The sequence below is a fragment of the Poseidonibacter antarcticus genome (assembly GCF_003667345.1).
GTDB lineage: Bacteria > Campylobacterota > Campylobacteria > Campylobacterales > Arcobacteraceae > Poseidonibacter > Poseidonibacter antarcticus.
Genome location: NZ_RCWF01000016.1, coordinates 29,183 through 52,307, shown reverse-complemented (window position 1 = coordinate 52,307; position 23,125 = coordinate 29,183). Strand labels below are relative to the sequence as shown.

Below are 23,125 nucleotides of genomic sequence, written 5' to 3'. Positions count from 1 at the left end.
TTAAAAAAACTGCTCTATATTTGTACGAGGATTGATTTTTATTTTAAATGATTTATGTTTGTATCTAGAAAATGATTCTAGGGTAGGTATAAGGAAGGTTTTTTTAAAGAGCAGTTTATGTTTTTTCATCTCAGAATCTTATGATTCCTAGTATGAATTTGTGATACCTCTCCACTTCTATGAAATCCTTCTACAAAAATAAAAAGTGCATAATGTCCTTTTATCCAAATAACTCAAGTTATCCGATTATTTTGTCCTAAATAACTCATATTTTCAGTTATTTGGACATTAAAAGTAATTTTTTATCGTTATTCTAATATAATTATTTTTTATATTTAAAAATATTGTATTTTATTATATTTTTAAATTATTATAGGAACATATTTTTGTCCTAATAATAAGAATAAATTTGATATTTGGACATTATGTCCGATAATAAATAGTTAGGCAACAATATATAAAAGGGAGACAATTAATGATAGGTTCAACATGGCAAAAATGGGATTTACATATTCATTCACCACTTACACATCAGAATAATCAATATAAAAATATAACCGTAGAACAATTTGTTAATAAAATTATTCAAAAAAACCTTGCTCTTATTGGAATAACAAATTATTTTTATTTTGAAGACAATGAACTAGAAGATATAAGAGAAGCCATTGCATCAAAAGATGCCAATATAGCAGTTCTAGGTAATTTAGAATTTAGAGTTTCTCAACAAAATAAAGATGGAGAATGGATAAATGTACATTGTATATTTGCTGAACACATAAATACAACTATCATTAATGAAATTATCTCAAAACTAATTTTAGCGACAACAGCAACAGCTACTGGACATAATGTATATTGTTCTAAACATTCATTAACTTCAGCAGAAAAAAGAATTGAAGATATTACTGTAGATTTTAAAGAATTAATAAAACATCTAAAGTCATCACTAAAATTTGGTATTGATTTTTTAATAGCAGTTTGTCCAAATGGTTATGGTGGATTTCGTCCTGATAGAAAAGGAGGACGTTCATCAGACATAGCTATTGAAATAGAAAAAAATGGACAAATTATACTTGGAAGAGAAAGTGATAGAGATTTCTTTTTATCAGATACTAGATATATAGGTTCAATGCCTAAACCAGTTTTTGTTTGTTCCGATGCACATGCTGTAAACAGTTTAGGAGAAGATATTTATGGTATAGGAGATAAATATACTTGGATTAAAGCAAAACCAACTTTTGAAGGATTAAGACAAGTTGTCATTGAGCCAGAAGGAAGAGTTGAACAAACAGATGATTTTATAGAAAAAACATATGTAAAACCTTACTTCAAAGCTGTAAAAATTAGTGGTACAATATTCGAAAATCAAGAGATTAAATTTTTATCTAAAAAAATAGATTTAAATAAAAATATGGTTGCCATTATAGGTGGTAGAGGTACGGGGAAAAGCTTATTTCTTGATGCTATGTATTCAAAATTCAATACTGTAAGATCATTAAATGCTAGAGATGTTAATGTTGAAGAATTGAGTATAACATTGGATAAAGGTGATGGGACAGAGCAAGAGTTTATTACTGATGATGATACTTATGCTTACTTGCATGTATCGCAAGGGGATATTCAAACATTTAGTAAAAAACCTGATGATTTAAGTGATGAAATCAAAAAAATGCTTAGAATTAGTAATGAAGAATATTCATCTATATTTGCTGATGAAATGGCTGATATAATTGGAAAATATAGAAGTTTTGTTGTTGATTACTGGAAAGCGATTGATGAAAATGGCAATAAAATAAATAATCCAGGCTACCAAAATAATTTAATTGATAATAATACAAAACTAATAGGTACATTGACTAGTCCACAAAATGAAAAGTTGATACAAGACTATCAGTTAAACTCTAAAAATATCAATGAAAGAAATAATTTCATTATGCAATTAAAAAATCTTTTATCTCAAATAGAAAGAAATTTAAATGAAATAAATCAAGATATTGACATAACAAACAAAAATCCTTATACCATAAAACAAATACCTAAAATTGATATTTATACTACAATTGAAAATATAAAAGAAAATATCAGTAAGTATGAAATTGAAATAACAGCAACCAAAAAAAATAATGAAATAATAGTATTGAAATTTCAAGAACAAGGTATACATCAGGATATATCTTCATTATTAAGCAAAGTTACTGAATATCAAAAAATTATAGATAATGCAAAATTAAAATTATCAGAAATAGACAATAGAACAATGCAATATAAAGCTTATGTAAAACGAAGAAGTGAACTATCATTAGAATATGAAAAATTTATGCAAGATAAAAAGTTAAATATTGATGTGGCATTTCAATCTTTAAAACAAAAGAAACCTGATTGGAATGAAGAGCAAAATAACTTAGTAAAAGAAATGCTTCAAGATATTGAAATTCAAGGACAAGTGATATTTGATGTTGATAAGTTTTATCATGGATTAGAAAACTGTTTAAATAGTGGTAAGTTTCGAGGAAAAGGTTCACAGAGTACTATTGATAGACTAAAAGAAACATTTAATGTTGAATCAGAGGAAGATTATTTTAAATTAGTAACTGGTGAAGAAATAGTAAAAATAAATAATGAAAATAAAAAAATAGAAGATTTGTTTTGGCAATCAGAATTTTTTAATAAAGGTGGTAGATTTGAACTTCATAACTATTTGTTTTCACCAAATAGTATTAAAAACTATTTATATGTTAATGCTATATTTACATATAAAGGAAAGACTGTAAATAAACTTTCGGTAGGACAAAGAGGTACATTTTATGTTTCATTAAAACTAGCTACTGATCCTTTTGGTAGTCCTTTTGTTTTTGACCAACCTGAGGATGATTTAGATAATGAATTCATTATGCAACAATTAGTTCCACTTTTTAGAAAAATTAAAAAGTACAGACAAGTTATCATTGTTACCCATAATGCAAATCTTGTTGTTAATACAGATGTTGAACAAGTAATCGTAGCTAATAATGACAATGAAGTAATTAGTTATCAGGCAGGTGCGATTGAAGAGGGAAATGTAATAGATAATAAAGGGATTAGAGCTGATATTTGTAATATTTTAGAAGGCGGTAGTTTTGCTTTTGAAAAGAGAGAAAAAAAGTATGGGATACAACTTTAGCCTAACAGAAGCTTGCAACGAACGCAAAAAGAGCGTCGCGGGAGTGTTCAACAACCTCTTATATTTGGAGCATTTTTTACAAATGGAAACCTTGTTCCAAAAAGAGTTGAATTTTTAAACAAACTCCATAAGTACAGGTTGTGGTATTTCTTGTTTTGTCTAAGAATCTTCTAATTCTGAGTATGAATTTTAATTATCTCTCCAGTAACTTCATGATATAGAATTTACAATACTAAAAGGAATGATGAAATTATTGTTTTATTAATTGGTGAAATATTACTCAAGAAAGAGTATTCGGAAGTTTAGTCGTTTTTTAATAAATAGATTTTCTTAATTTAGATTATGGGAATAATAGTAAGAAAATAACTTTTTTTATTCATGTTTAGTAAAAAGATTAATAATTATTAATGTTTTATGTTATTATTTTATTCTAGAAAATATTTTTATCAATGATTATCTAATTATAATATATTTCTATCATTTCATTCAGGAGCTGCATTGAAAAAAGGAATATATAAACAAACCAATCAAAATATTATAATAATAGAAGAATTGGATGAATATTGTGAAATACTTCTTGATGGAGAATATAAAACAGTTTTAAAAAATGAAATTGAATTCTTATCATCTAATATCAAGACTTCATCTTTAAATGAGTTACAAGAAAATATTTTTATTAATTGCATAAGAAATCCTCTAAGTGATATACTATATTCCTTTAACACAAATAGATTAACTCCTGAACCACATCAATATAAACCTTTAGTTAAATTTCTAAATTCTGAAAATAATAGAGTGCTAATTGCAGATGAAGTAGGACTTGGTAAAACTATTGAAGCTGGTATGATTTACAAAGAAATAGATAAAAGAGAAGAATTAAAAATATCCTTGATTATTGTTCCATCTTCTCTTACATATAAATGGCAAGAAGAATTAAATATAAGATTTGATGAGTATTTTACTATTTATAAAACAAACCAATTTATAAACTTTATAGATGAAGTAGAAAATTATAGTAATTCAAAACTAATTCATGAAAAAATCATTATTTCATACCATACTCTAAGAGATGAAAGAGTTATGAAAAAATTAAATAATAGTTTTTTTGAAGTTGATTTTTTAATTATGGATGAAGCTCATACTATGAGAAATAATGATACTTCGACATTTGATAGTGCTGAAATAATAACATCATTATCAGAGCATATTATCTTTTTAACAGCTACGCCTGTTCAAAACTCATTAAGTGATTTATTTAATATTTTATCGTTATTAGATAATGATTATTTTAAAGATTATGATTATTTTGAAAAAATGTTAAAACCAAATTCAATGATACATAAACTTATTTCACTTCTTCGTAACAATACCCCATTATATGATATAAAAACATTTATACGTGAAAATGAAAATGATAAATATCCAACTTTCTTAAAAACTATTTTTAATGAAATTCTAGTCTCAAATAACATTGAAAATATTCAGAAAATAGAATTTATAGATAATCTTATTAAAGCTGATCATTTAAGTTTTATTATTAATAGAACAAAGAAAAAAGATGTAGGGTTATCAACTCCAAGAAATGCTTCTTCTATTATTGTAAATATAACAGAAGAAGAAAGTGCTTATTATGATGCAGTTATAGAGTTTGTAAAGTTTTTAAATCCAGAAACTCCTCAAGGGTTTATAACAATAATGCCTGAAAGAATGGCTAGTTCATCTATGATTGCTTCTTTAGAAAGTTTTAAAGAGATTAAAAAAAGTGGTAAATTATTTATAAAAGACATAGATGATTTAGAGGATTATCATGAAGATATTGATATTCGTAAAGAAGCTATTAAATATCTTGATAACATCATTATAAAAGGTGAATTAATTGGTCAAGATGATTCAAAATTCATAAAATTTGAAGAGATTTTAAAAGACTTAAAATCTCAAAAGATAAAACAAATGATAGTTTTTTCTTTTTTCAAAAAAACGCTAGATTATCTTGAAATTAAACTTCAAAAACTTGGTTACAGTGTAGGAAAGATACATGGTGATTTCTCAATAGAAGATAGATTTGCAAAAATAAAAGAGTTTAAAAATGGTTCCTTTGATATTTTACTTTCAAGTGAAGTTGGAAGTGAAGGTCTTGATATGCAGTTTTGTAATGTAGTTATTAATTATGATTTACCTTGGAATCCTATGCGAGTTGAACAACGTATTGGTAGAATTGATAGAATTGGTCAAAAGTTTGATAAATTACATATCTTTAATCTTTGTATCATAGGTTCAATTGAAGATAGAATTTTAAATAAATTATATGGTAAATTAAATATATTTGAAAGTTCAATAGGAGAATTAGAACCGATATTAGGAGAGTTAGAAAAAGAGTTTAATATTTCTGAGTTAATGAAATTATCTCAAGAAGAGATAGATGAAAAATTAAATCTAAAAGAACTAGCATTAGAGCGAAAAAAATTAGAGATATCTAAACACTCAAAAGAGTTTGATAAGATGTTAAATGAAGATTTAAACTATAAAGAACAAGAAAATAGTTTATTAAAGCCATTAAAAGTAAATATTCTACAAGAACAAAGCAAACAAATAGTAAGTAAATATCTTCAAAACAATGAAATAAACTTCTTAAAGTTAAAAGATGGAAGTATAAAGCTTTCATCTGAAAACCTAAAACAATTTTTTAATATTCTAAAACAAAATATGAGCGATAAAAGAAAAGAGCCTCTAAAATATAAAGAAGAGCGAATATTACTTCAAAAAATACACAGATACAAAGAATTAAAAATAACATTTACAAGTAACAACAATGATAATTTACAAACTTTATATCTATATTTAAATAACCCTATAATGTCAATCATCACAAAAGACAAAAATCATAAAACTGTTTACTCTTTCACACATAGTAGTAAATACCATTCAGGATTTGCAATTATCTATAGAGTAGATTTTAAACAATTAAAAACTAAGTCATATATTAAAACTATTATTCTTGATAATTCTTTCTCATATATAGAGGAACTTGATTACTTTGATTTTATCAATGATTGTTCTAAAACAGACAATAAAACAGATATAAACTTTGAAGATATCAAATCAAAATCTACTAAATATATTATAAAAAATATTGAAAAACAAAAAGAAATAGAAAAAGAAGCTCAAAATAGGCTTATCGATATAAAAATCAGTTCTATTCAAAACTATTTTAATAAACAAATTAAAAAAGTAAAAAGACTTGAACAAAAAGTATTACAAGAAGATGTAAAAAGAATGAGGATTGGTGAGATTGAAAATCTAAAAATACAAAGAGACAAAAAGGTTCAAGATTTAGAAAGTAAAAAAGAGATTACTAGTAGTTTTGAGATTTTAGGGATTGTGGGGATGATAAATGAGTAATAAAAAGATATTAGAATTATATAATAAAAGACAATTATGGGTTGACAGTACAAAAGATAATAATTTTGATGCAGGAATTAATAATTTACTTACGGAACTATATCCAGATAATGCACATTTCATTTATGAACTTTTACAAAATGCAGAAGATGCACAAGCAACAGAGGTAAGTTTTGAATTAAAACAAAATGAATTAAAGTTTTCCCATAATGGTAGAGTTTTTGAAGATAAAGATTTAGAAGGTATTACGAGTATAGGACAAGGTACAAAAGCAAATGATATTAATAAGATAGGAAAATTTGGAGTTGGTTTTAAAGCTGTATTTACATATACAAACAGTCCCAAAATCTATTCTGGGAAATATAATTTTGAAATTAATGATCTTGTAGTTCCAATAGAAATCACTCCTTTAGATAGGCATGATTCATCTATAACAATTATGATATTTCCATTTAATAATATTCAAAAGAGTAAAACTAATGCATTTTCTGAAATACAAAAAGGACTATTAAATATTCAGGACAATACTCTTTTATTTTTAAATAATATTCAAAAGATTATATATCGTCATGATGATAAAAGTAATACATTAGCAAGAGAAGAAATAACTCCAGAGAGAGTTTTTATATCAAACCAATATAAGAAAACATCCTCTAAATGGTTGAGATTTAAAAAGTACTTACCAAATAGCGAGACATTATTTGTATCAACAGCTTTCAAATTAGAAGTAGATGAAAAAACTCAACGAGAAATTACAATTCCTATCAATGGGAAAGTTTCAATTTATTTTCCTGCAGAAAAAGAGTCAAGTAAATTAAAATTTCATATTCATGCACCCTTTGCTTCAACAGTTGCAAGAGATAGTATAAAAAACTTGGAGGAAAATAGTCAATTAAGAGATTTAATTTCAGAATTAATAATAGAATCTATTGAATATATGAAAAAGAATGATTACTTAGATTTTAATTTTTTACAAGTTTTACCAATACATGAAGATAATTTAGAAGAGTTTTATGAACCTATTTTACTTGAAATAATAGACACATTTAATTGGGAACCTTATGTGTTAACGGAAAATAAGAATTTTATGCCTGCAAATATGTGCTACAGAGCTTCAAGTAAAATAAAAAAATTAATTAGTGAAGATGATTTGCAATATATAATTGATGAAGATAATTCAATTTATTGGGCTAGGAATCCATCACAACTTAATAGTAGAGAGGATAAGTTTTTAAAACAATTGGAAATAAAATCAATAACGGATGAAGATTTTATTGATACTATAGATAACCATATTTGCGAGGAAGGTTCTATAAATAAGTTATTCTTAAAAGATAAAGATAATGAATGGTTTAAAAAATTCTATGAATTACTTTATGATATAAATATAAAGATGAAGTATAATATTATTGACTCTGATTTATTCAAAAGTGTAATAAAACTTAAAAATGGCAAAGTAAATTTTGAGCAAAAAAATTGTTTTTTTGAATCAACATCTAAATATATCAATAAAAATTATATTGTTGAACCCTTGACGTATTTAAATTCAAGTAAATCGAGAGGTTTTTTAGAATTATTAGATGTAAAAACAATAGATTTACAAGAAGAGATAAAACTTATTTTAGATCATGAAGCTTACAACTGTAATTATTATGAAAATAATAATTCAAAAGTCTCAAAAGTGAGGCATTTAGAACATTGGAATCTATTTTTAGAATATTTTAGAACTGGACTAAATAATCTTGATTTATTTAAAAATAAAACTATTTTATTTAATAATCAAAATAAATTAGTAAATGCAAATAAGATACTATTTTCAAAACCATATATAGACAATGATTTAAATTTTATAAATGGTATAGATGGTTGTTATACGCTGCATGAGTGTTACAAAGAATTGTCAAGTCAAAAATTTTTCTTAGAATTCATAAAAAAAATGGGTGTATTAACAACAATTCCAATTAAAAAACAATATATATATTGGGAGCATCCTGATAGAGCAAAGATAAAAGAGTATGGAAATGAATCTGATTACACAATTGATGAAGATTTTGATATTGAAGACTTATCAAAACTATTTAAAGAGCCTAAATATGAAATAAGTCTTATATTATGGCAAACAATTATTGCAAGTGATGAAAATAAACAATTAGCCAGATATAGAAGAATTAAAACATCATCCTTAAACTCTGCACCCTCAAGTTTAATTTACAATTTGAAAGAAATAGAATGGATTCCTGATAAAAATAATGTATTTCACAAACCTGCAGATATTGAACAAAATATGCTCCCCAAAGAATTTATATATGATGATTCAAAAGGCTGGATGACAGCAATTGGATTTGGAGAGAATATTAAAAGAAATCAAGAAGAATATAAAAAAACAGATAAAATAATTCAAGATAGTACAGGTTATTCTCGAGATCTATTGGAGGATGCACAAAATGCAGGAATAACACCAGAAAAATTAAAGAAATTTATCAATCAAGAAAAAAATATATCTAGAAAAGATGATAATCCTAATTTATTAGAAGCTATGAAATCTCATGATAAAGATATTGAAAAAAGAGAAAAAGATCTAAATCCTTCAATATTGGAAGATCAAAAAGAATATATTGAAAGATCTAAAAAGAAATTACAAGAAAATTTACAAAAATCTAATCAAGAAATAAGAAAAAAACATTCAAGTAGTAAGATAAAATTTGGTTTAGATGAGACTAAAAACTTTTTAGCTAAAGAATATCATGGATATTGCCAAATATGTGGTTTTACATTTGATAAAAAGGATAATCAAGGTAAATATTTTGAAATATTCGATTGGTTAAGTCAAAAAATTACAAAACAATCATCAAATATAATAGAATCAGGAAGTTCGCTATGTTTATGTTCTAGATGTCATTCAATTTTAAAGTATGGAGACTATAAATCAAAGTTTTTATCAAATTTAGAAAAAAAAGATATAGATTTAAGTAATTTCTCTTTTGATGATTTTTGCAAGGTAACAACTAATGAAACTAAAGAAATAAAAATACCAGAATGTTATGATTTTATAGAAATGGATATGTATAAAATACCTATAAGACTTTTAAATAAAGATGAATATATTTTCTATACTGAAGAACATTTTTCAGATTTTTTTAATTTAATGTGTTTAAAAAATTAGAAATTTCTTGAAATAATTGAAAAAGTCATTTAAAAATGAAAAAACTATTTTGCGGAACGACACTTAGTGATGTTTTTTGACTTGTTAAAATCACAAGAATTAGATTAAAATAAAAAGGGATAAAACCTATAAAACAATAGTGATCGCTCTATTTGCGATTATTGTAATCGGTATAATGTATGTTCAAAATCGAAATATTAGAAAAAAACAAGAAGATGAACTTTTGCAACTTAAATAAGAAACTAAAGAAGCTTTATCTCAAAAAGATTTGTTGCAGTCAGAATTTCCATCCTCAGAATAATTCTAATAATTTAGTTAAAAAGGAAATATAAGTGGTAAATTATACAATTGAACAAAGAAGTGTATATGATAAAAACTATTTAAAAGTTAAACTGAGAAACAATGATAAATTAGAAACTATTCAGAAATTATTAAATGAACTTCAATCTATTAAAAAAGTTAATATTACAGAAAATAATAGAATAGATTTAACTCTTTATCCTGCAGAATTTTATGAGATTGAAGAAACGGAAGAAGAGGTTATATCACAATTAGATTGTTTTTTTGAATCAAGACCTTTCGACCCAATTTTTATTATAGATAAATTATCAGAGATGAGTGAAAAATCATACAGACAAATTGTTTTAGAGATGAACACATTTGGTCGAAATATTGAAAAACTAAACTCTTTAAAATCAAAGTTTGATGAAGAAGGTTATAGAGATTATTTTTTACCTCATTTGAACTCTATTTCGACATCTCATACCACAACAGGGGAAACATTTAATAAGATAGGTAAAACTGATATTCTAATACAAAATAATGATGGTGAGAATGTTTTTATTGGTGAATGTAAAATTTGGCACGGAGAAAGTGAATTATTAAAAGCAATAGACCAATTATTCATGCGATATGTAACATGGAGAGATGAATATACAGCTTTAATTATTTTTAATAAAGATATTAAAGCTTTTTCAAAATTAATTGAAACTGCAAAGAAGGCAATGATAAAACATAAGAATTTTGATTCATATGTTAAAGATAGTTCTAAAACTTCAATTTCATATATTTTTAAAAATGCCGATGATTCATCTAAAAAAATCATACTTGAGTTAATATTATTTGATTGTTATTAATATTATTTCAAAATCACTTACGATTATGCCTTTTTATTTGGAACTGAAAAGTATATTATTATCGTAATGAGTATCCTAAATAGAAATAAGAAGTTAGGACTGTTCAACAACATGTACTTATTGAACATTTTCAAAATTTCAAGTCTTTCTGGAAAAAACTTTTTCATTAATAAAAACTGCTCAAAAGCAAGGGGTAGTTTCCAAAATACGATGTAGAGGATAATGTTTGCATAGAACTAATAAATTGACTGATAGCTACTTATTAAATTCTTGTAGTTACTAATAACTAATAGTATGGTTAAGTCGGCACATTTAGCATAAATGCGACAAAGAAATTTAAATATAGTTTAAATCTATTTCTCAAGTACCTTAATTGCATGTTCTCTCAATTCTCCAGTAGGTGATATATACTGATATAAAGTTGCTCTTGTGATATTGAGTTCTTTACAAAGATCAGTAACACTCGTATCTCTATTTTTCATTGAAGCTTCTGCAAGTCTTACTTGTGCTTTAGATAAACCAAACTTTCTTCCACCCCTTCTACCTCTAGCTCGTGCTGCAGCAATACCTGCTTTTGTTCTTTCTCGAATAAGTTCTCTTTCAAATTCAGCTAATGCTCCAAATATTGAGAATATCATTTTTCCTGCAGGTGTTGTGGTGTCTATATCTACCCCTTGACCATTTAAAACTTTAAATCCTATATCATTTTTAGCAAGCTCTTCTATGGTAGCAATAAGATGTTTTAAATTTCTTCCAAGTCTATCAAGTTTCCATACAAATAGTATATCACCTTTCCTTAAAGCTTTTAGACAATTTTCTAGTCCAGGTCTTTGTTCTTTGATCCCAGAGATTTTATCAGAATAGATATTTTTCTCATCTACTCCAGCATTTTTAAGTGCATCTATTTGTAAGTCTAAAACTTGTGAACTATCTGATTTTGAAACACGAGCATATCCTATTAGCATTTTTGTCCTTTGATAAGAAGTGTATTTTAAATGGTGGTTTGATATACACAAAGGAAATGAAATGTTGATTGGTTATGGAAGAGTTTCAAAAGCAGATGATTCACAAGTTTTAGATTTACAAATTGATGCTCTTGTTAATGAAGGCATTAAAAATGAAAATATTTATACAGATAAAATTTCTGGAGTTAAAGAGGATAGACCAGGATTAGATAATTGTTTAATAGCACTTCGAAAAGGAGATACTTTAGTTGTATGGAAATTAGATAGATTAGGAAGAAATTTAAAACATCTCATATCAACTATAGATAATCTAAATAAAAGAGAAATTGGATTTAAAGTCTTAACAGGTGAAGGTGCATCAATTGATACAACTACTCCAGCTGGTAAGATGATATTTTCAATATTTGGAGCATTTGCTGAATTTGAGAGGGAATTAATAAGAGAGAGAACCATTGCAGGATTAAAAGCTGCTCGTGCAAGAGGAAGAAAAGGTGGTAGAAAATTTCAACTTTCAAAAGCACAAGTTAGACTTGCTCAAGTCGCAATGAAAAATAGAGATACTAGTGCAACAGAGTTAGCAGTTGAGTTAGGAGTCACAAGAGCAACTTTATATAGATATGTTGGACCTAATGGTGAATTAAGAGAATTTGGAGAAAAAGTACTAAAACTTTAAACTACAATTTAGCGATGGCACAAAAAAGCTGTTTGTTGATTGATAACCAATATCTAAAATTAAAAATGCTAAAAACCTTGGTAAGAGATTTACAATAAATAAAGAAATTGAGCAATTTATAAAAGATATTCAAACACCATTTAGCAAATATCAAGTTGATTATAAGTCGAAACTTATAGATATAACAATACAAGTAAGTAAAGAAAAAGCATATTTTTTTAAAGTAAAAAAATATTTAATTTCTCAAGAAATAATTAATGAGAATAATGATGGTAGCTTAATTATTCAGTACAAATTAACACAAGAAAGAGAAATGGAAGATTTAATAAAAAGATGGATACCTTTTGTAAAAGTCTTAGAACCATTATCACTTAAAAAAGCTATTGATGATCAGTTAATTACATATCTGTCTGCATAAATTTATTTTATAAATTAAACTTAAAGAACTAATTTATAACACTTTTCAATAAAAAATAACTCTTTTAAATATAGACAATATGTGTCTATATTTAATACTAAACTTATCCTATCAAAACATTAAGGATAAGAAGATGAGTATAAGAGAAACATTATCAAATTACGGAATTAATTCAATTTATCATTTCACAGATGAATCAAATTTAAGATCAATTGAAGAATATGGTATTCAGTCTTTATCAAATATTATAAAGCAAAGCATTGATGTTTCAAGATTTGGAGCTGAGTCTCTTAGTCATACTTTAGATATAAGAAGAGGGCTTGATAAATATGTTCATCTTTCTTTTATAAAAGACCACCCTATGTATCATACAGCAAAAAAAAGAAATAGTATTATAAAACCTGTATGGATAGAATTAGATGTTTCTATTCTATTTGATGAAGATACTATATTTTGTGATAAAGTTGCAAATCAAAATAATTCTAATTTATTTAAATTAAACAATATATTAGAATTTATAGATTTTCAGACCTTGGTTTATGAAAAAGACTTTTGGACAAGAATTGAAGCAAGAAAAGCTGAGATAATGGCTTTAAATAATATTCAAACAAATAAAATAAAAGGAATTACATATGGCAACTAGACCAATTTTTACAACAACATTAACTAAAAAATCTTTTTTTAGAGAAATAAATATAGATTTTAAATTTTATAATGGTTTTGCCGTTTCTCAAAAACTGAAATCTATTCAATCTTTACATGAGAATGCAAGAGAAAATGGTTATGGAAATATATTAGAAGTTTCTACTAAATCAGATAATAAATTAGGATGGAGTTTAAGTGCCTTTAATCTTTTAGTTAATTTTGATTTTGATAAAAAAATATCATTAGAGTGTGCTTTTCAAGGTAGTAAAGTATTTGAAGGAAATATTCAATATGAAGACTTATATTTTGTTGAGAGTATAAAAGCTAAAAAGGACATAAGAATTAGAAACTCAGGAGAAATTATTGGTTTTGAATATGAAGGTGTCTTTTGGGAGAATGAGCCAAAAACAGCATTTTATGATTATCTTTATATAAAAACTCTTTATTCAAATTACCCAGAGATTATTGAAGAACTTATAAAATTTGATACTTTTACCGATATTGAATTTAATCCAAAGAGATCTATAAACTGTCAAGCAAAGACATGTGCAATTCTTGTTTCTTTAATTAAGCAAGATTTACTTGATAAAGCTATGAAAACAAAAGCAGACTTTATTGAAATAGTATATAAAAAAGATCCTGTGCAACTAGGGTTTAATTTTTAAAGTATTAATTAATCAATATATGTCTAAATATTAATATATAATTCAAATAAAGATTATTTTTGATAAAATAATGGAATATAAGGATAATAGAAATGAATGATGTCTATAAAATATTAAAAGAACAAAGTATAAAAAAAATAGAAGAACTTACAAATAATGGCATGAAAATAACTGATATTAACTTAGTTTCTTTATTTGACAAAATTTATGAGGATAGAGATTATATTAATGTTAACTTCTTAAAATTTTTAATAGAAAATGAAGTAGATATTAATAAAATAGACGAGGACGGATATTCGGCATTAATAGTTTCGACACTAAAAGGTGATTTTGATATTGTTAAACTTTTGGTTGAATATGGAGGTGATGTTAATAATATAACAAAAGATGACTCAACACCTCTTCTATGTTCTTTAGATGCAGAAAATAATAATTTTGAACTTATTAAATATTTTGTAGAAAAAGGAGCTGATATAAACTATCAGGCCGAAGACGGATTTTCACTCTTTTCTTACTTACTTATCTTAAGTGATAAGTCATATCTTAATAATATTGAATATGTATCTAGTTATTATGATGATATCTCTGAACAAGATATTTTAGATTTAATTCAATATCTCATTGATAATGGAGCAGATCTCAATAGTAAAATTAATAATACCTTCTCTTTATTTGCTTTTGCTTGTATATTTGGAAATATTAAGATGGTAAAGTTATTATTAGAAAATGGTGCCAATCCTAATATATCAATAAAAGGCAAGTCCTTTTTCCTCTTTTTACTCATCTCCTCCAAAATTTTTAGATTAGTTTTTGATAATAAGATACCGGAAGTTCTATTTGAAATCATGATTAAAAATTTTGAGAAAAATAAACTTCAAGTTTGTGAGTTACTTATTAAATATGGTGCAGAAATTGGTATGGAAATAATTGATGCAGCTTTCAGTATGTTTCTATTTAGAAATAAAAATTTTGTTATTCCAAAAATAAATAATATGAATATAAATTATAGTGAGAAAATTAAAGGAATCTTAATTTTTAATACTTTTGATATTAAATTTAATACACTTGTTTTTTTATTAAAAAATATTGAAATAAGTAATTATAAAGAAAATATTGCATCATATCTTATTACTGCAAGTAAACTACATGATATCGAACTTATTGAGTTCTTGTTGCAATATATTGATACTATAAATGAATACTTGAATACTGTAGATAGTTCAACTATTCTCTTTAACTTAATAAAAAGTAATAACTATAATACTCTTGAACACCTATTGCAAAAAGGCATAGGAGTTGATTTAAAATCATGTATTGAAGTTATAAGAATTAAAGACATTAAATTAATTAATCTTCTTATAAAATACATAGTTAATGATAACTCTAAAAAATTGATGAATTATTGTCTTCTTTATGCCATATTAGTTAATAATTTAGAAATTACAAAATTACTTATTGATAATGGTGCTGATGCAAATTATAATATAAATTACCAAATAAATGGTCAAATAAATAGTTTAGAATTGCATTTTGAAATTATTCATTTACTTATTGATAATGATATTTATATAAAAGATCAAATAAATAGTTTATCATTGTACAATGTAGCTCATTTGAAAGGATACGGAGAAATTGAGGATTTACTTGAACTTTCTGGAGCTAATATTAATAATCCAAGAGTTGAAAAAAAAACCTCTAAGTTAAAACAAGATTTAGTAAACTTTAAAAATAAACAAAAGGATTCAGAATTAACATCACATGAAATGTTAAAACAAGATTTAGTAAACTCTAATGATGAACTAAAAGATTCTATATTAAGATTGATTGAAATAATAAATTTCTCTCCATTCTTAAAAGATTCCATTGATGAAAAATCAGTTGTTGGATTACAAAAATTAATTGAATATAATTTTGATTTAAAAGGAATTAACATAAATGATTTATTTATTAATAAATATCCATCAGATTTTATTTATGAAGTAATTAGACAATCTAATGATATCAATACTGAAACTAATGATGGAATAACACCTCTTATGTTTGCTGCAAAAGAAAATAATAGTAATTTAATAAAGTTACTATTAGATAAAGGTGCAAAAAAGCAACTTAAGAATAAAGAAGGTAGAAGAGCCAAAGATTTTGCAAATAATGATATTAGGTCATTGATAATTAAGTATGTTGTCAACAAATACAATCCTCAATCATTAGTAAAAATACTTACAAACTTCACAGAAGATAAACCAATGAAATTTACAACACATGATTGGGATTTTGGAGAATTGTCAAAAAGTGACTATAAAAATTTTGATGGATATATGGCTGAAGTTAAAACACAATGGTTAGCGATTAAAGATGATTTAAAAACACTATCTCCTAATCTATATAAAGAAGTTTATAATTTCTTATGGGAAACAGATTCAACAGAAGCTTTAGGTTGGTCCTCAATGGATGGATTAAAAAATTGGTGTAATGCAGGAAATAAACCTTTTGATTTTAAAGATTTTAAAGAAATAGTAAATGTCTTCAAGCGAAAGATTGAAATTCGTAAAGATACAATGCTTGAAGATATTTTTATTCAAGAGAGAAAAAAATTAGGTAGAAAATATAAAGTAGAATTGATAAAATTAAAAGGTGTTACATTTTATACTGATACTGAGAAATTAATTAATGTAATAAAAACTATTTTTTCACAAATGCATGAGGTGGAACGTCATGAATATACAAATATAATAGTAGAGGTATTAGGAGATTCAACAAAAGAATTTATTGAATTAAAAATTATGCAATTAGGAGCACAAGCAGGAAGTGATGCTTATGTTATGCTAGAAGAAGTACAGAATGGAGATTTTGCTGGTATCAAAGAAAATTTAAATAACCTTTGTGACTGGAGTATTGAGAGTAGTTATGAAGATAAAAACTATAGAGTAAATTATTTAACAAGTAATACTTCTGAAACTATAGAAGAATTAAATTATAAACCAAACGGTTTTACACATATATTAAGGTTTTATAACAAATGAAAAAAATAAATTTAAACAATAAGTTTGTATTTTGGATGATATTTTTAATGGTAGTCTTAATATTATCTTTTATTCGTAATTATTCATATTACAATTCTAAAAAAATTTCTGATTCTATTGAAATAAAATTATTGACTAAGAATTTAAGTCTTGGCTTGAAAAAATGTTTAGATAACCATACTGATAATATTTTATGTATTGAAGAAATAAAAAAAGACTTAAATTATATAAAACCAGATGGAATTGTTAAGGTTATTAAAGACAATGAATTATTAATAAATTATAATAAAACAAAGCCAAGGCATCAAAATAGAGAATTAGTAATTATACCAGAGTATTTAAGAACTTTAAAAGAATATGATTATAATTTTTATGTTGCAAAACATTCTACTCCTAATATTCCAATGAGTGTATTTCGATCGATAACATTTTCGATTACAGATATAATAAAACATATAGAAGAATCAAATATTGATGAAACATTTGACTGGTATATATCAAATCAAATTTATATGAGAAGTCAAGGAAGTTTAATTTTTATGTTGTTAGTATATTTTGCATTGATTTATGTAAGAAAACTACAACCAAATTTAAAAAAAGAAAAAAATATTTTTCTTTCAAACAATCCTCAATCATTAGTAAAAATACTTACAAACTTCACAGAAGATAAACCAATGAAATTTACAACACATGATTGGGATTTTGGAGAATTGTCAAAAAGTGACTATAAAAATTTTGATGGATATATGGCTGAAGTTAAAACACAATGGTTAGCGATTAAAGATGATTTAAAAACACTATCTCCTAATCTATATAAAGAAGTTTATAATTTCTTATGGGAAACAGATTCAACAGAAGCTTTAGGTTGGTCCTCAATGGATGGATTAAAAAATTGGTGTAATGCAGGAAATAAACCTTTTGATTTTAAAGATTTTAAAGAAATAGTAAATGTCTTCAAGCGAAAGATTGAAATTCGTAAAGATACAATGCTTGAAGATATTTTTATTCAAGAGAGAAAAAAATTAGGTAGAAAATATAAAGTAGAATTGATAAAATTAAAAGGTGTTACATTTTATACTGATACTGAGAAATTAATTAATGTAATAAAAACTATTTTTTCACAAATGCATGAGGTGGAACGTCATGAATATACAAATATAATAGTAGAGGTATTAGGAGATTCAACAAAAGAATTTATTGAATTAAAAATTATGCAATTAGGAGCACAAGCAGGAAGTGATGCTTATGTTATGCTAGAAGAAGTACAGAATGGAGATTTTGCTGGTATCAAAGAAAATTTAAATAACCTTTGTGACTGGAGTATTGAGAGTAGTTATGAAGATAAAAACTATAGAGTAAATTATTTAACAAGTAATACTTCTCAAAATATAGAAGAATTAAATTATAAACCAAACGGTTTTACACATATATTAAGGTTTTATAACAAATGAAAAAAGTATTGTTAATAGAAGATAGACCGAAGCGACAAAAAGATTTTTTAGAGTCAGCAAATATAGATTTAGAAACATATAGTGATGTTTTAGATAATAAGATAGATTCAGATTTTACAAACTTTATGTTAAAGATTAAAAAAGATGATTTTGATTTAAACATATATGAAGTAGTTATTGCACATCAATCTATTTTTATAAATGAAGATAGAGTGATTTTAGGAAAACTTCAGAGTTATTGTAAAAAAAATAAAAAGTCTTTAGTACTGTTTTCAGGTGGAAATGAAACATCATATAGCCGTGAGGATTATGAATTATTACATTTGAGTTCAGAGGATTTTTATAGTAAAAATTTAATATTATTTTTGGAAGATTTAAGACAGGATAGTATTAATATTAGGATATTAAGTTTTGGTAAACAATGGAAGTTAAATATTATATTAAATATATTGGAAAATGTGAATATCTTTATAGATAATAATGCTGATGAAGACATAGATTATGATGATTTTGCTAATAAAACTAAAATTAATTTAATACTTGGTCTTGACAAAAAGTTTTATGAAATGAAGATAGAAAACAACTGGGTTTATTTAACAGAGATACTTAAACTAAGAGATAGCATAATAAATGTTGTCAAAGAGTTAGCAGATGAATAAAAAACTACTTATACATAATAATAATGTATCTAAAATAGATACTTATGATGTAAATCTAAAGTTTTCAAAAATTAAGAATATTCTGAATGAGATAAAAGAAAAAGAATTTGATATCATTTATATAAAAGACCGTTTGACAACAAACTATATGGAGTTTACAGGTTTATTATTAGCTTATCATATACGTCTTTCTACAGAATTAGGATATAAAAAATTTGTACCAATTGTTATAATAAGTGACTTGGATGGTTTTACATTAAATAAAATAACTTCATTTGCTAAAATACTTTTTACTAAAAGTATATTTGTAAATAATTTACCAAGTAAATATATGAAATTAAATAATACTAATTTTAAAAATGAGTTTTTAGATAAAATTATAATTGAACGCCCTAAAGATACCTCAGGAAATCATGATATTGCAAATAAATGGAGTATATATAAATGGTCAAACCTTCTATCTATAGAAAGTGATGTAATTAATAAAAATAAAAACCAGATTGAAAATACACTTTATTTTAAATATCTAAAAGTTTTAAATAATAACAAAGTACATGAAAATATTGAAATTCTATCTGCTACTAAAGAAGGTAAAGTTTTACTCATTGATGACGAATGGAATAAAGGTTGGGCTGATGTCTTAACTTCAATAACTAAAAGTGAGAGTATAAACTTTGATTATTTTGATTATGATTTTAAAGATAAAACAAAATTTAATCTTTTGATGCAAATACAAAAAAAAGTTGTAAGTTTTAATCCTGATGTAGTAATTTTGGATCTAAGACTTGCCCAAGGAGATCATGAAACTGAAAATATAGATGATTATACTGGAATTAGAATACTTCAAAAAATACATCAAATAAATGCAGGTATTCAGGTGATAATGCTTACTGCAACAAGTAAGAGTACTATATTGGAAAGACTTTATGAGAAAAAGATATTAGGATATATTAAAAAAGAACATCCTGATGATAAAAATATTGATACAATAGAGAATATTAACAAGTTAGTAAGTTTGATTGATAAGGGGCTAGATAGAAAATATCTAAAATCTATTTATGACATTACTGTGAATATAAAAATGATTCTAGATGAAGATATATTTAATAAATACAATATTTCTATAGAAAAATATGAATCATTCTGGATTAAATTAGAAAAAGAAACACAAAATATTTTTGATATTTTAGATAATAATAGTCAGAATAAGTTTATTTATGCAATGGTTTCAATTGCAAGTAGTTTAGAAACAATATTAAGTATATTTATAAATGAAAAAGAAATGACATTTTGGGATAAAGAACCATATGATTGCCAGTATAATGCATTAAGATGTAGAATTGTTAAACTATTTGAGAAATTTGGTACAAAGGATAATCTTGATATGAAAAAGTTAATCGACAAAAGAAATGATTATCTTCACTCAAGAAGAAATATACTTGTCACTGATAAAGAAATTGTTAAATGGTTTAAGAAACTTGAAAAAATGATACAAATAATAGATAACCCACCAAAAATTAGAACTTATAATGTAACTAATGTTTTAGAAAACTTACAAAATATGTTTAATCACAAATAGAGACAAAATATGTCTAAAATATAAGATATACTCCAATAAATATAAATGGAGTATATCATGAAAAAAATAACTATAAAAATTCCAAAACTTAAACAAAGAATTTCTTGGGGATTTAACCCAACTACAAGAACTATGAAATCTAAGAAATTGTACAGTCGAGAAAAATTCAAAGCTGAATCCCAAGATTATTAATTGAAGAGAGTGTTAGAAAATCTCGTATAATAAATATTATAAGGATTGATATAGATGGAAGGGAAGAAACAATTTGATTTTAATGAAGCAGTACAAGATTTACTTGCAGGTAAAAATATTAATGGTAAAGATGGAGTACTTGCTCCTCTAGTAAAACAATTAGTAGAAGCTGCTTTAGAAGCAGAAATAGATTCTCATATAACTCAAGATGTATTTGCTGGAGATAAAAATAGAAAGAATGGAAAGACTGTCAAGTGCAAAGTAAAAGTACACCACTTAGTAACTGGTCTATCAACCACATATCATACTAATCAAAAAAGTTTATCAATACTTTTGATATAACTCAATCTATAAAGTTTGACAAAAATATAAGAGTTGATTTAGGGTAGTATCATAATCAAATAAATTCATTTCAAGATGAAAGTTTTAGAATTGGAATAAGTTATTTATTTTAGACAAAATATCTCTATAGTTGTAGATACAATTCTTTATTAAAATAAAAGGCAAACATATATGGAAGAAAAAACAATCACAATCGAATCACAAAATTGGCAATATGAATCATATGTAGATATTATGCATTTAAGAGATGTTAAATTTAGAATTATAGCTTGTATGTAGAAGTCAAAAGAGTTATTTGAAAAAATTACAAGCCAAATCAAAGCTGATGATTTTACTTTTATTGTAAATAAAAAAATCTATGAATATTTGGTATTCTATACACAAGAGGATGAATTTTTTGGTGATGATTCAAAGATAACTAAAATTGCTTTAAATATATTTGATATTTATCATATTTACCCTAATACAACAAAAAATATTTTTAGTAATTTAACTATGCATTTAGATGATATCGGATTTATTATACCTGATGAAGTAGATAAGAAAGTTGATCTTGATATTTTTGAACTTTTAGATTTCTCTAAAAAACGACAAGAGATAATATCTCATAATATTGATGATAAAAAGAATTACTTAGATGTAAAGATTGAAGATGAGTATGGTTCTTATGTTGCAACATATTTTAATGGAATTGTTATAAATATAAAAACTACTTATATTTTCCATCTTCCAAATGAGCTGTGCGATACTTTTGAATATACAAATAAAAAAATACTATCACATGTTCAAACAAACAATTATGAAGTAAATTTAATAGTAAATGAAGATGACCTTGAAGATATATACGGAATTTCTTTTAAAAAGAATATAGACAAAATAGAGCAAATAGAAAAACTAATAAAATGGGCAGATAAATATAATATAGAACAGATGATATTTCCAAAAGAAAAAGGATTTGTTCGTCAATGTAATGTATTTGAAAACTTTGAAGACTTTGAATTAGAAGAGATTCCAAAAGAGCTTTTTGAAATTAAAAAAAATAGCTTCTCATTTAATTTTATAAATAATAAAATAAAATTATTACCAGAAGATATAGGTATTTCAAAATGTAATACTCTTATACTTTGTAATAATAAAATAGAAGAGTTTCCAAAAAGTGTATATGAATTAAAAGAGCTTGAATTACTTTGTTTACATAGTAATAAACTAAAATCTTTACCAGAAGATATAGATCGTTTAACAAAATTAAAAACTCTTTCAATATCAAATAACGCAATAAAGGAGTTTCCTATATCTATATCAAATATGAAATCTTTAAAAGAGATAGATATTGAAAACACTCTAATTAATGAAAAATCTTTAGAATATCTTCATTTAGAAAACTTAGAAAAAATATGTTTTGATGATAAATTATTACCATGGTTCATAAAAAACTTCCATAAGCTTATAAATATTAACACTATTAATATCATTCATAGTAAATATAATGAGCTTGATGAAGAGATTATTAATCTTGGATTAGAATTTGATAATGAAAGTTGGATGAAAGAGAAAGATTATTTAGGTAATGGATGTATCCTACTTTAAAAAAAGATATATGAATCAGAAGATGAGTTTAATTTTTAATAGACAAGATATGTCTATTAAAAACTATATTA

Annotated in this window: 15 protein-coding genes and 1 pseudogene; 15 read left to right on the top strand and 1 reads right to left on the bottom strand. The window is 24.8% G+C overall.

Annotation, left to right across the window (positions count from 1 at the left end; all coding sequences use genetic code 11):
- Nucleotides 1–475: 475 nt before the first annotated feature.
- The 4 genes from D9T19_RS13485 (at nucleotide 476) to D9T19_RS13470 (ending at nucleotide 10,858) form a co-directional block, all read left to right on the top strand.
- Nucleotides 476–3,160, top strand: a complete 2,685-nt coding sequence (locus D9T19_RS13485; protein WP_121628773.1) for a TrlF family AAA-like ATPase — start codon at nucleotides 476–478, stop codon at nucleotides 3,158–3,160.
- A 498-nt stretch (nucleotides 3,161–3,658) separates the two neighbouring features.
- Nucleotides 3,659–6,559 carry a DEAD/DEAH box helicase gene (locus tag D9T19_RS13480; protein ID WP_121628772.1) on the top strand — a complete coding sequence of 967 codons (2,901 nt, stop codon included), beginning with the start codon at nucleotides 3,659–3,661 and terminating at the stop codon, nucleotides 6,557–6,559.
- Nucleotides 6,552–9,722 carry a sacsin N-terminal ATP-binding-like domain-containing protein gene (locus D9T19_RS13475; protein ID WP_121628771.1) on the top strand — a complete coding sequence of 1,057 codons (3,171 nt, stop codon included), beginning with the start codon at nucleotides 6,552–6,554 and terminating at the stop codon, nucleotides 9,720–9,722. Before D9T19_RS13480 ends, D9T19_RS13475 begins: the two co-directional genes overlap by 8 nt.
- A gap of 332 nt (nucleotides 9,723–10,054) precedes the next feature.
- A complete protein-coding gene (locus D9T19_RS13470; protein WP_205588727.1) occupies nucleotides 10,055–10,858 on the top strand; it encodes a hypothetical protein in 804 nt (267 codons plus the stop codon).
- Nucleotides 10,859–11,211: 353 nt separating this feature from the next.
- Here the strand turns inward: D9T19_RS13470 and D9T19_RS13465 are convergent, their stop codons facing one another.
- Nucleotides 11,212–11,823, bottom strand: a complete 612-nt coding sequence (locus D9T19_RS13465; protein ID WP_121628770.1) for a recombinase family protein — start codon at nucleotides 11,821–11,823, stop codon at nucleotides 11,212–11,214.
- A gap of 61 nt (nucleotides 11,824–11,884) precedes the next feature.
- Between D9T19_RS13465 and D9T19_RS13460 the strand changes: the two genes are divergently transcribed.
- The 11 genes and pseudogenes from D9T19_RS13460 to D9T19_RS13415 all read left to right on the top strand — a co-directional run bounded on the left by D9T19_RS13460 (nucleotide 11,885) and on the right by D9T19_RS13415 (nucleotide 23,054).
- On the top strand, nucleotides 11,885–12,496 hold the full coding sequence (locus D9T19_RS13460) for a recombinase family protein (RefSeq protein ID WP_121628769.1): 612 nt from the start codon (nucleotides 11,885–11,887) through the stop codon (nucleotides 12,494–12,496).
- Between the two features lie 49 nt (nucleotides 12,497–12,545).
- Nucleotides 12,546–12,914 carry a WYL domain-containing protein gene (locus tag D9T19_RS13455; protein WP_121628768.1) on the top strand — a complete coding sequence of 123 codons (369 nt, stop codon included), beginning with the start codon at nucleotides 12,546–12,548 and terminating at the stop codon, nucleotides 12,912–12,914.
- 133 nt (nucleotides 12,915–13,047) lie between these two features.
- Nucleotides 13,048–13,557, top strand: a complete 510-nt coding sequence (locus D9T19_RS13450; RefSeq protein WP_162984593.1) for a DarT ssDNA thymidine ADP-ribosyltransferase family protein — start codon at nucleotides 13,048–13,050, stop codon at nucleotides 13,555–13,557.
- The gene (locus tag D9T19_RS13445) at nucleotides 13,547–14,224 is read left to right on the top strand and encodes a DarT1-associated NADAR antitoxin family protein (protein WP_121628766.1); all 678 of its coding nucleotides are present in this window, start codon (nucleotides 13,547–13,549) and stop codon (nucleotides 14,222–14,224) included. Before D9T19_RS13450 ends, D9T19_RS13445 begins: the two co-directional genes overlap by 11 nt.
- A 92-nt stretch (nucleotides 14,225–14,316) precedes the next feature.
- Nucleotides 14,317–17,244 carry an ankyrin repeat domain-containing protein gene (locus D9T19_RS13440; RefSeq protein ID WP_121628765.1) on the top strand — a complete coding sequence of 976 codons (2,928 nt, stop codon included), beginning with the start codon at nucleotides 14,317–14,319 and terminating at the stop codon, nucleotides 17,242–17,244.
- Nucleotides 17,241–18,695 carry a hypothetical protein gene (locus D9T19_RS13435; protein ID WP_121628764.1) on the top strand — a complete coding sequence of 485 codons (1,455 nt, stop codon included), beginning with the start codon at nucleotides 17,241–17,243 and terminating at the stop codon, nucleotides 18,693–18,695. Before D9T19_RS13440 ends, D9T19_RS13435 begins: the two co-directional genes overlap by 4 nt.
- Nucleotides 18,692–19,354 (top strand): hypothetical protein, encoded by a 663-nt coding sequence (locus D9T19_RS13430; protein WP_121628763.1) that lies wholly within the window; start codon nucleotides 18,692–18,694, stop codon nucleotides 19,352–19,354. The genes D9T19_RS13435 and D9T19_RS13430 overlap by 4 nt, the downstream gene beginning before the upstream one ends.
- Entirely contained in the window at nucleotides 19,347–20,933 is a 1,587-nt protein-coding gene (locus D9T19_RS13425; protein ID WP_121628762.1) for a response regulator, read from the top strand. Before D9T19_RS13430 ends, D9T19_RS13425 begins: the two co-directional genes overlap by 8 nt.
- A 57-nt stretch (nucleotides 20,934–20,990) precedes the next feature.
- Complete coding sequence (locus tag D9T19_RS14755; protein ID WP_265936270.1) at nucleotides 20,991–21,125, top strand: hypothetical protein; 135 nt, start codon at nucleotides 20,991–20,993, stop codon at nucleotides 21,123–21,125.
- A 54-nt stretch (nucleotides 21,126–21,179) separates the two neighbouring features.
- A pseudogene (locus tag D9T19_RS14700) lies at nucleotides 21,180–21,380 on the top strand (IS256 family transposase); the annotation flags it as partial.
- A 453-nt stretch (nucleotides 21,381–21,833) separates the two neighbouring features.
- Nucleotides 21,834–23,054, top strand: coding sequence for a leucine-rich repeat domain-containing protein (locus tag D9T19_RS13415; RefSeq protein ID WP_121628760.1), 1,221 nt, complete (start codon nucleotides 21,834–21,836; stop codon nucleotides 23,052–23,054).
- Nucleotides 23,055–23,125: the final 71 nt, after the last annotated feature.

Bases quoted from the DNA above. Each gene is read 5' to 3' on its own strand.
- D9T19_RS13485 (WP_121628773.1), top strand. From the start codon at position 476: ATGATAGGTTCAACATGGCAAAAATGGGATTTACATATTCATTCACCA.
- D9T19_RS13475 (WP_121628771.1), top strand. From the start codon at position 6,552: ATGAGTAATAAAAAGATATTAGAATTATATAATAAAAGACAATTATGG.
- D9T19_RS13465 (WP_121628770.1), bottom strand. From the start codon at position 11,823: ATGCTAATAGGATATGCTCGTGTTTCAAAATCAGATAGTTCACAAGTT.
- D9T19_RS13460 (WP_121628769.1), top strand. From the start codon at position 11,885: ATGTTGATTGGTTATGGAAGAGTTTCAAAAGCAGATGATTCACAAGTT.
- D9T19_RS13450 (WP_162984593.1), top strand. From the start codon at position 13,048: ATGAGTATAAGAGAAACATTATCAAATTACGGAATTAATTCAATTTAT.
- D9T19_RS13445 (WP_121628766.1), top strand. From the start codon at position 13,547: ATGGCAACTAGACCAATTTTTACAACAACATTAACTAAAAAATCTTTT.
- D9T19_RS13440 (WP_121628765.1), top strand. From the start codon at position 14,317: ATGAATGATGTCTATAAAATATTAAAAGAACAAAGTATAAAAAAAATA.
- D9T19_RS13435 (WP_121628764.1), top strand. From the start codon at position 17,241: ATGAAAAAAATAAATTTAAACAATAAGTTTGTATTTTGGATGATATTT.
- D9T19_RS13430 (WP_121628763.1), top strand. From the start codon at position 18,692: ATGAAAAAAGTATTGTTAATAGAAGATAGACCGAAGCGACAAAAAGAT.
- D9T19_RS13425 (WP_121628762.1), top strand. From the start codon at position 19,347: ATGAATAAAAAACTACTTATACATAATAATAATGTATCTAAAATAGAT.
- D9T19_RS14755 (WP_265936270.1), top strand. From the start codon at position 20,991: ATGAAAAAAATAACTATAAAAATTCCAAAACTTAAACAAAGAATTTCT.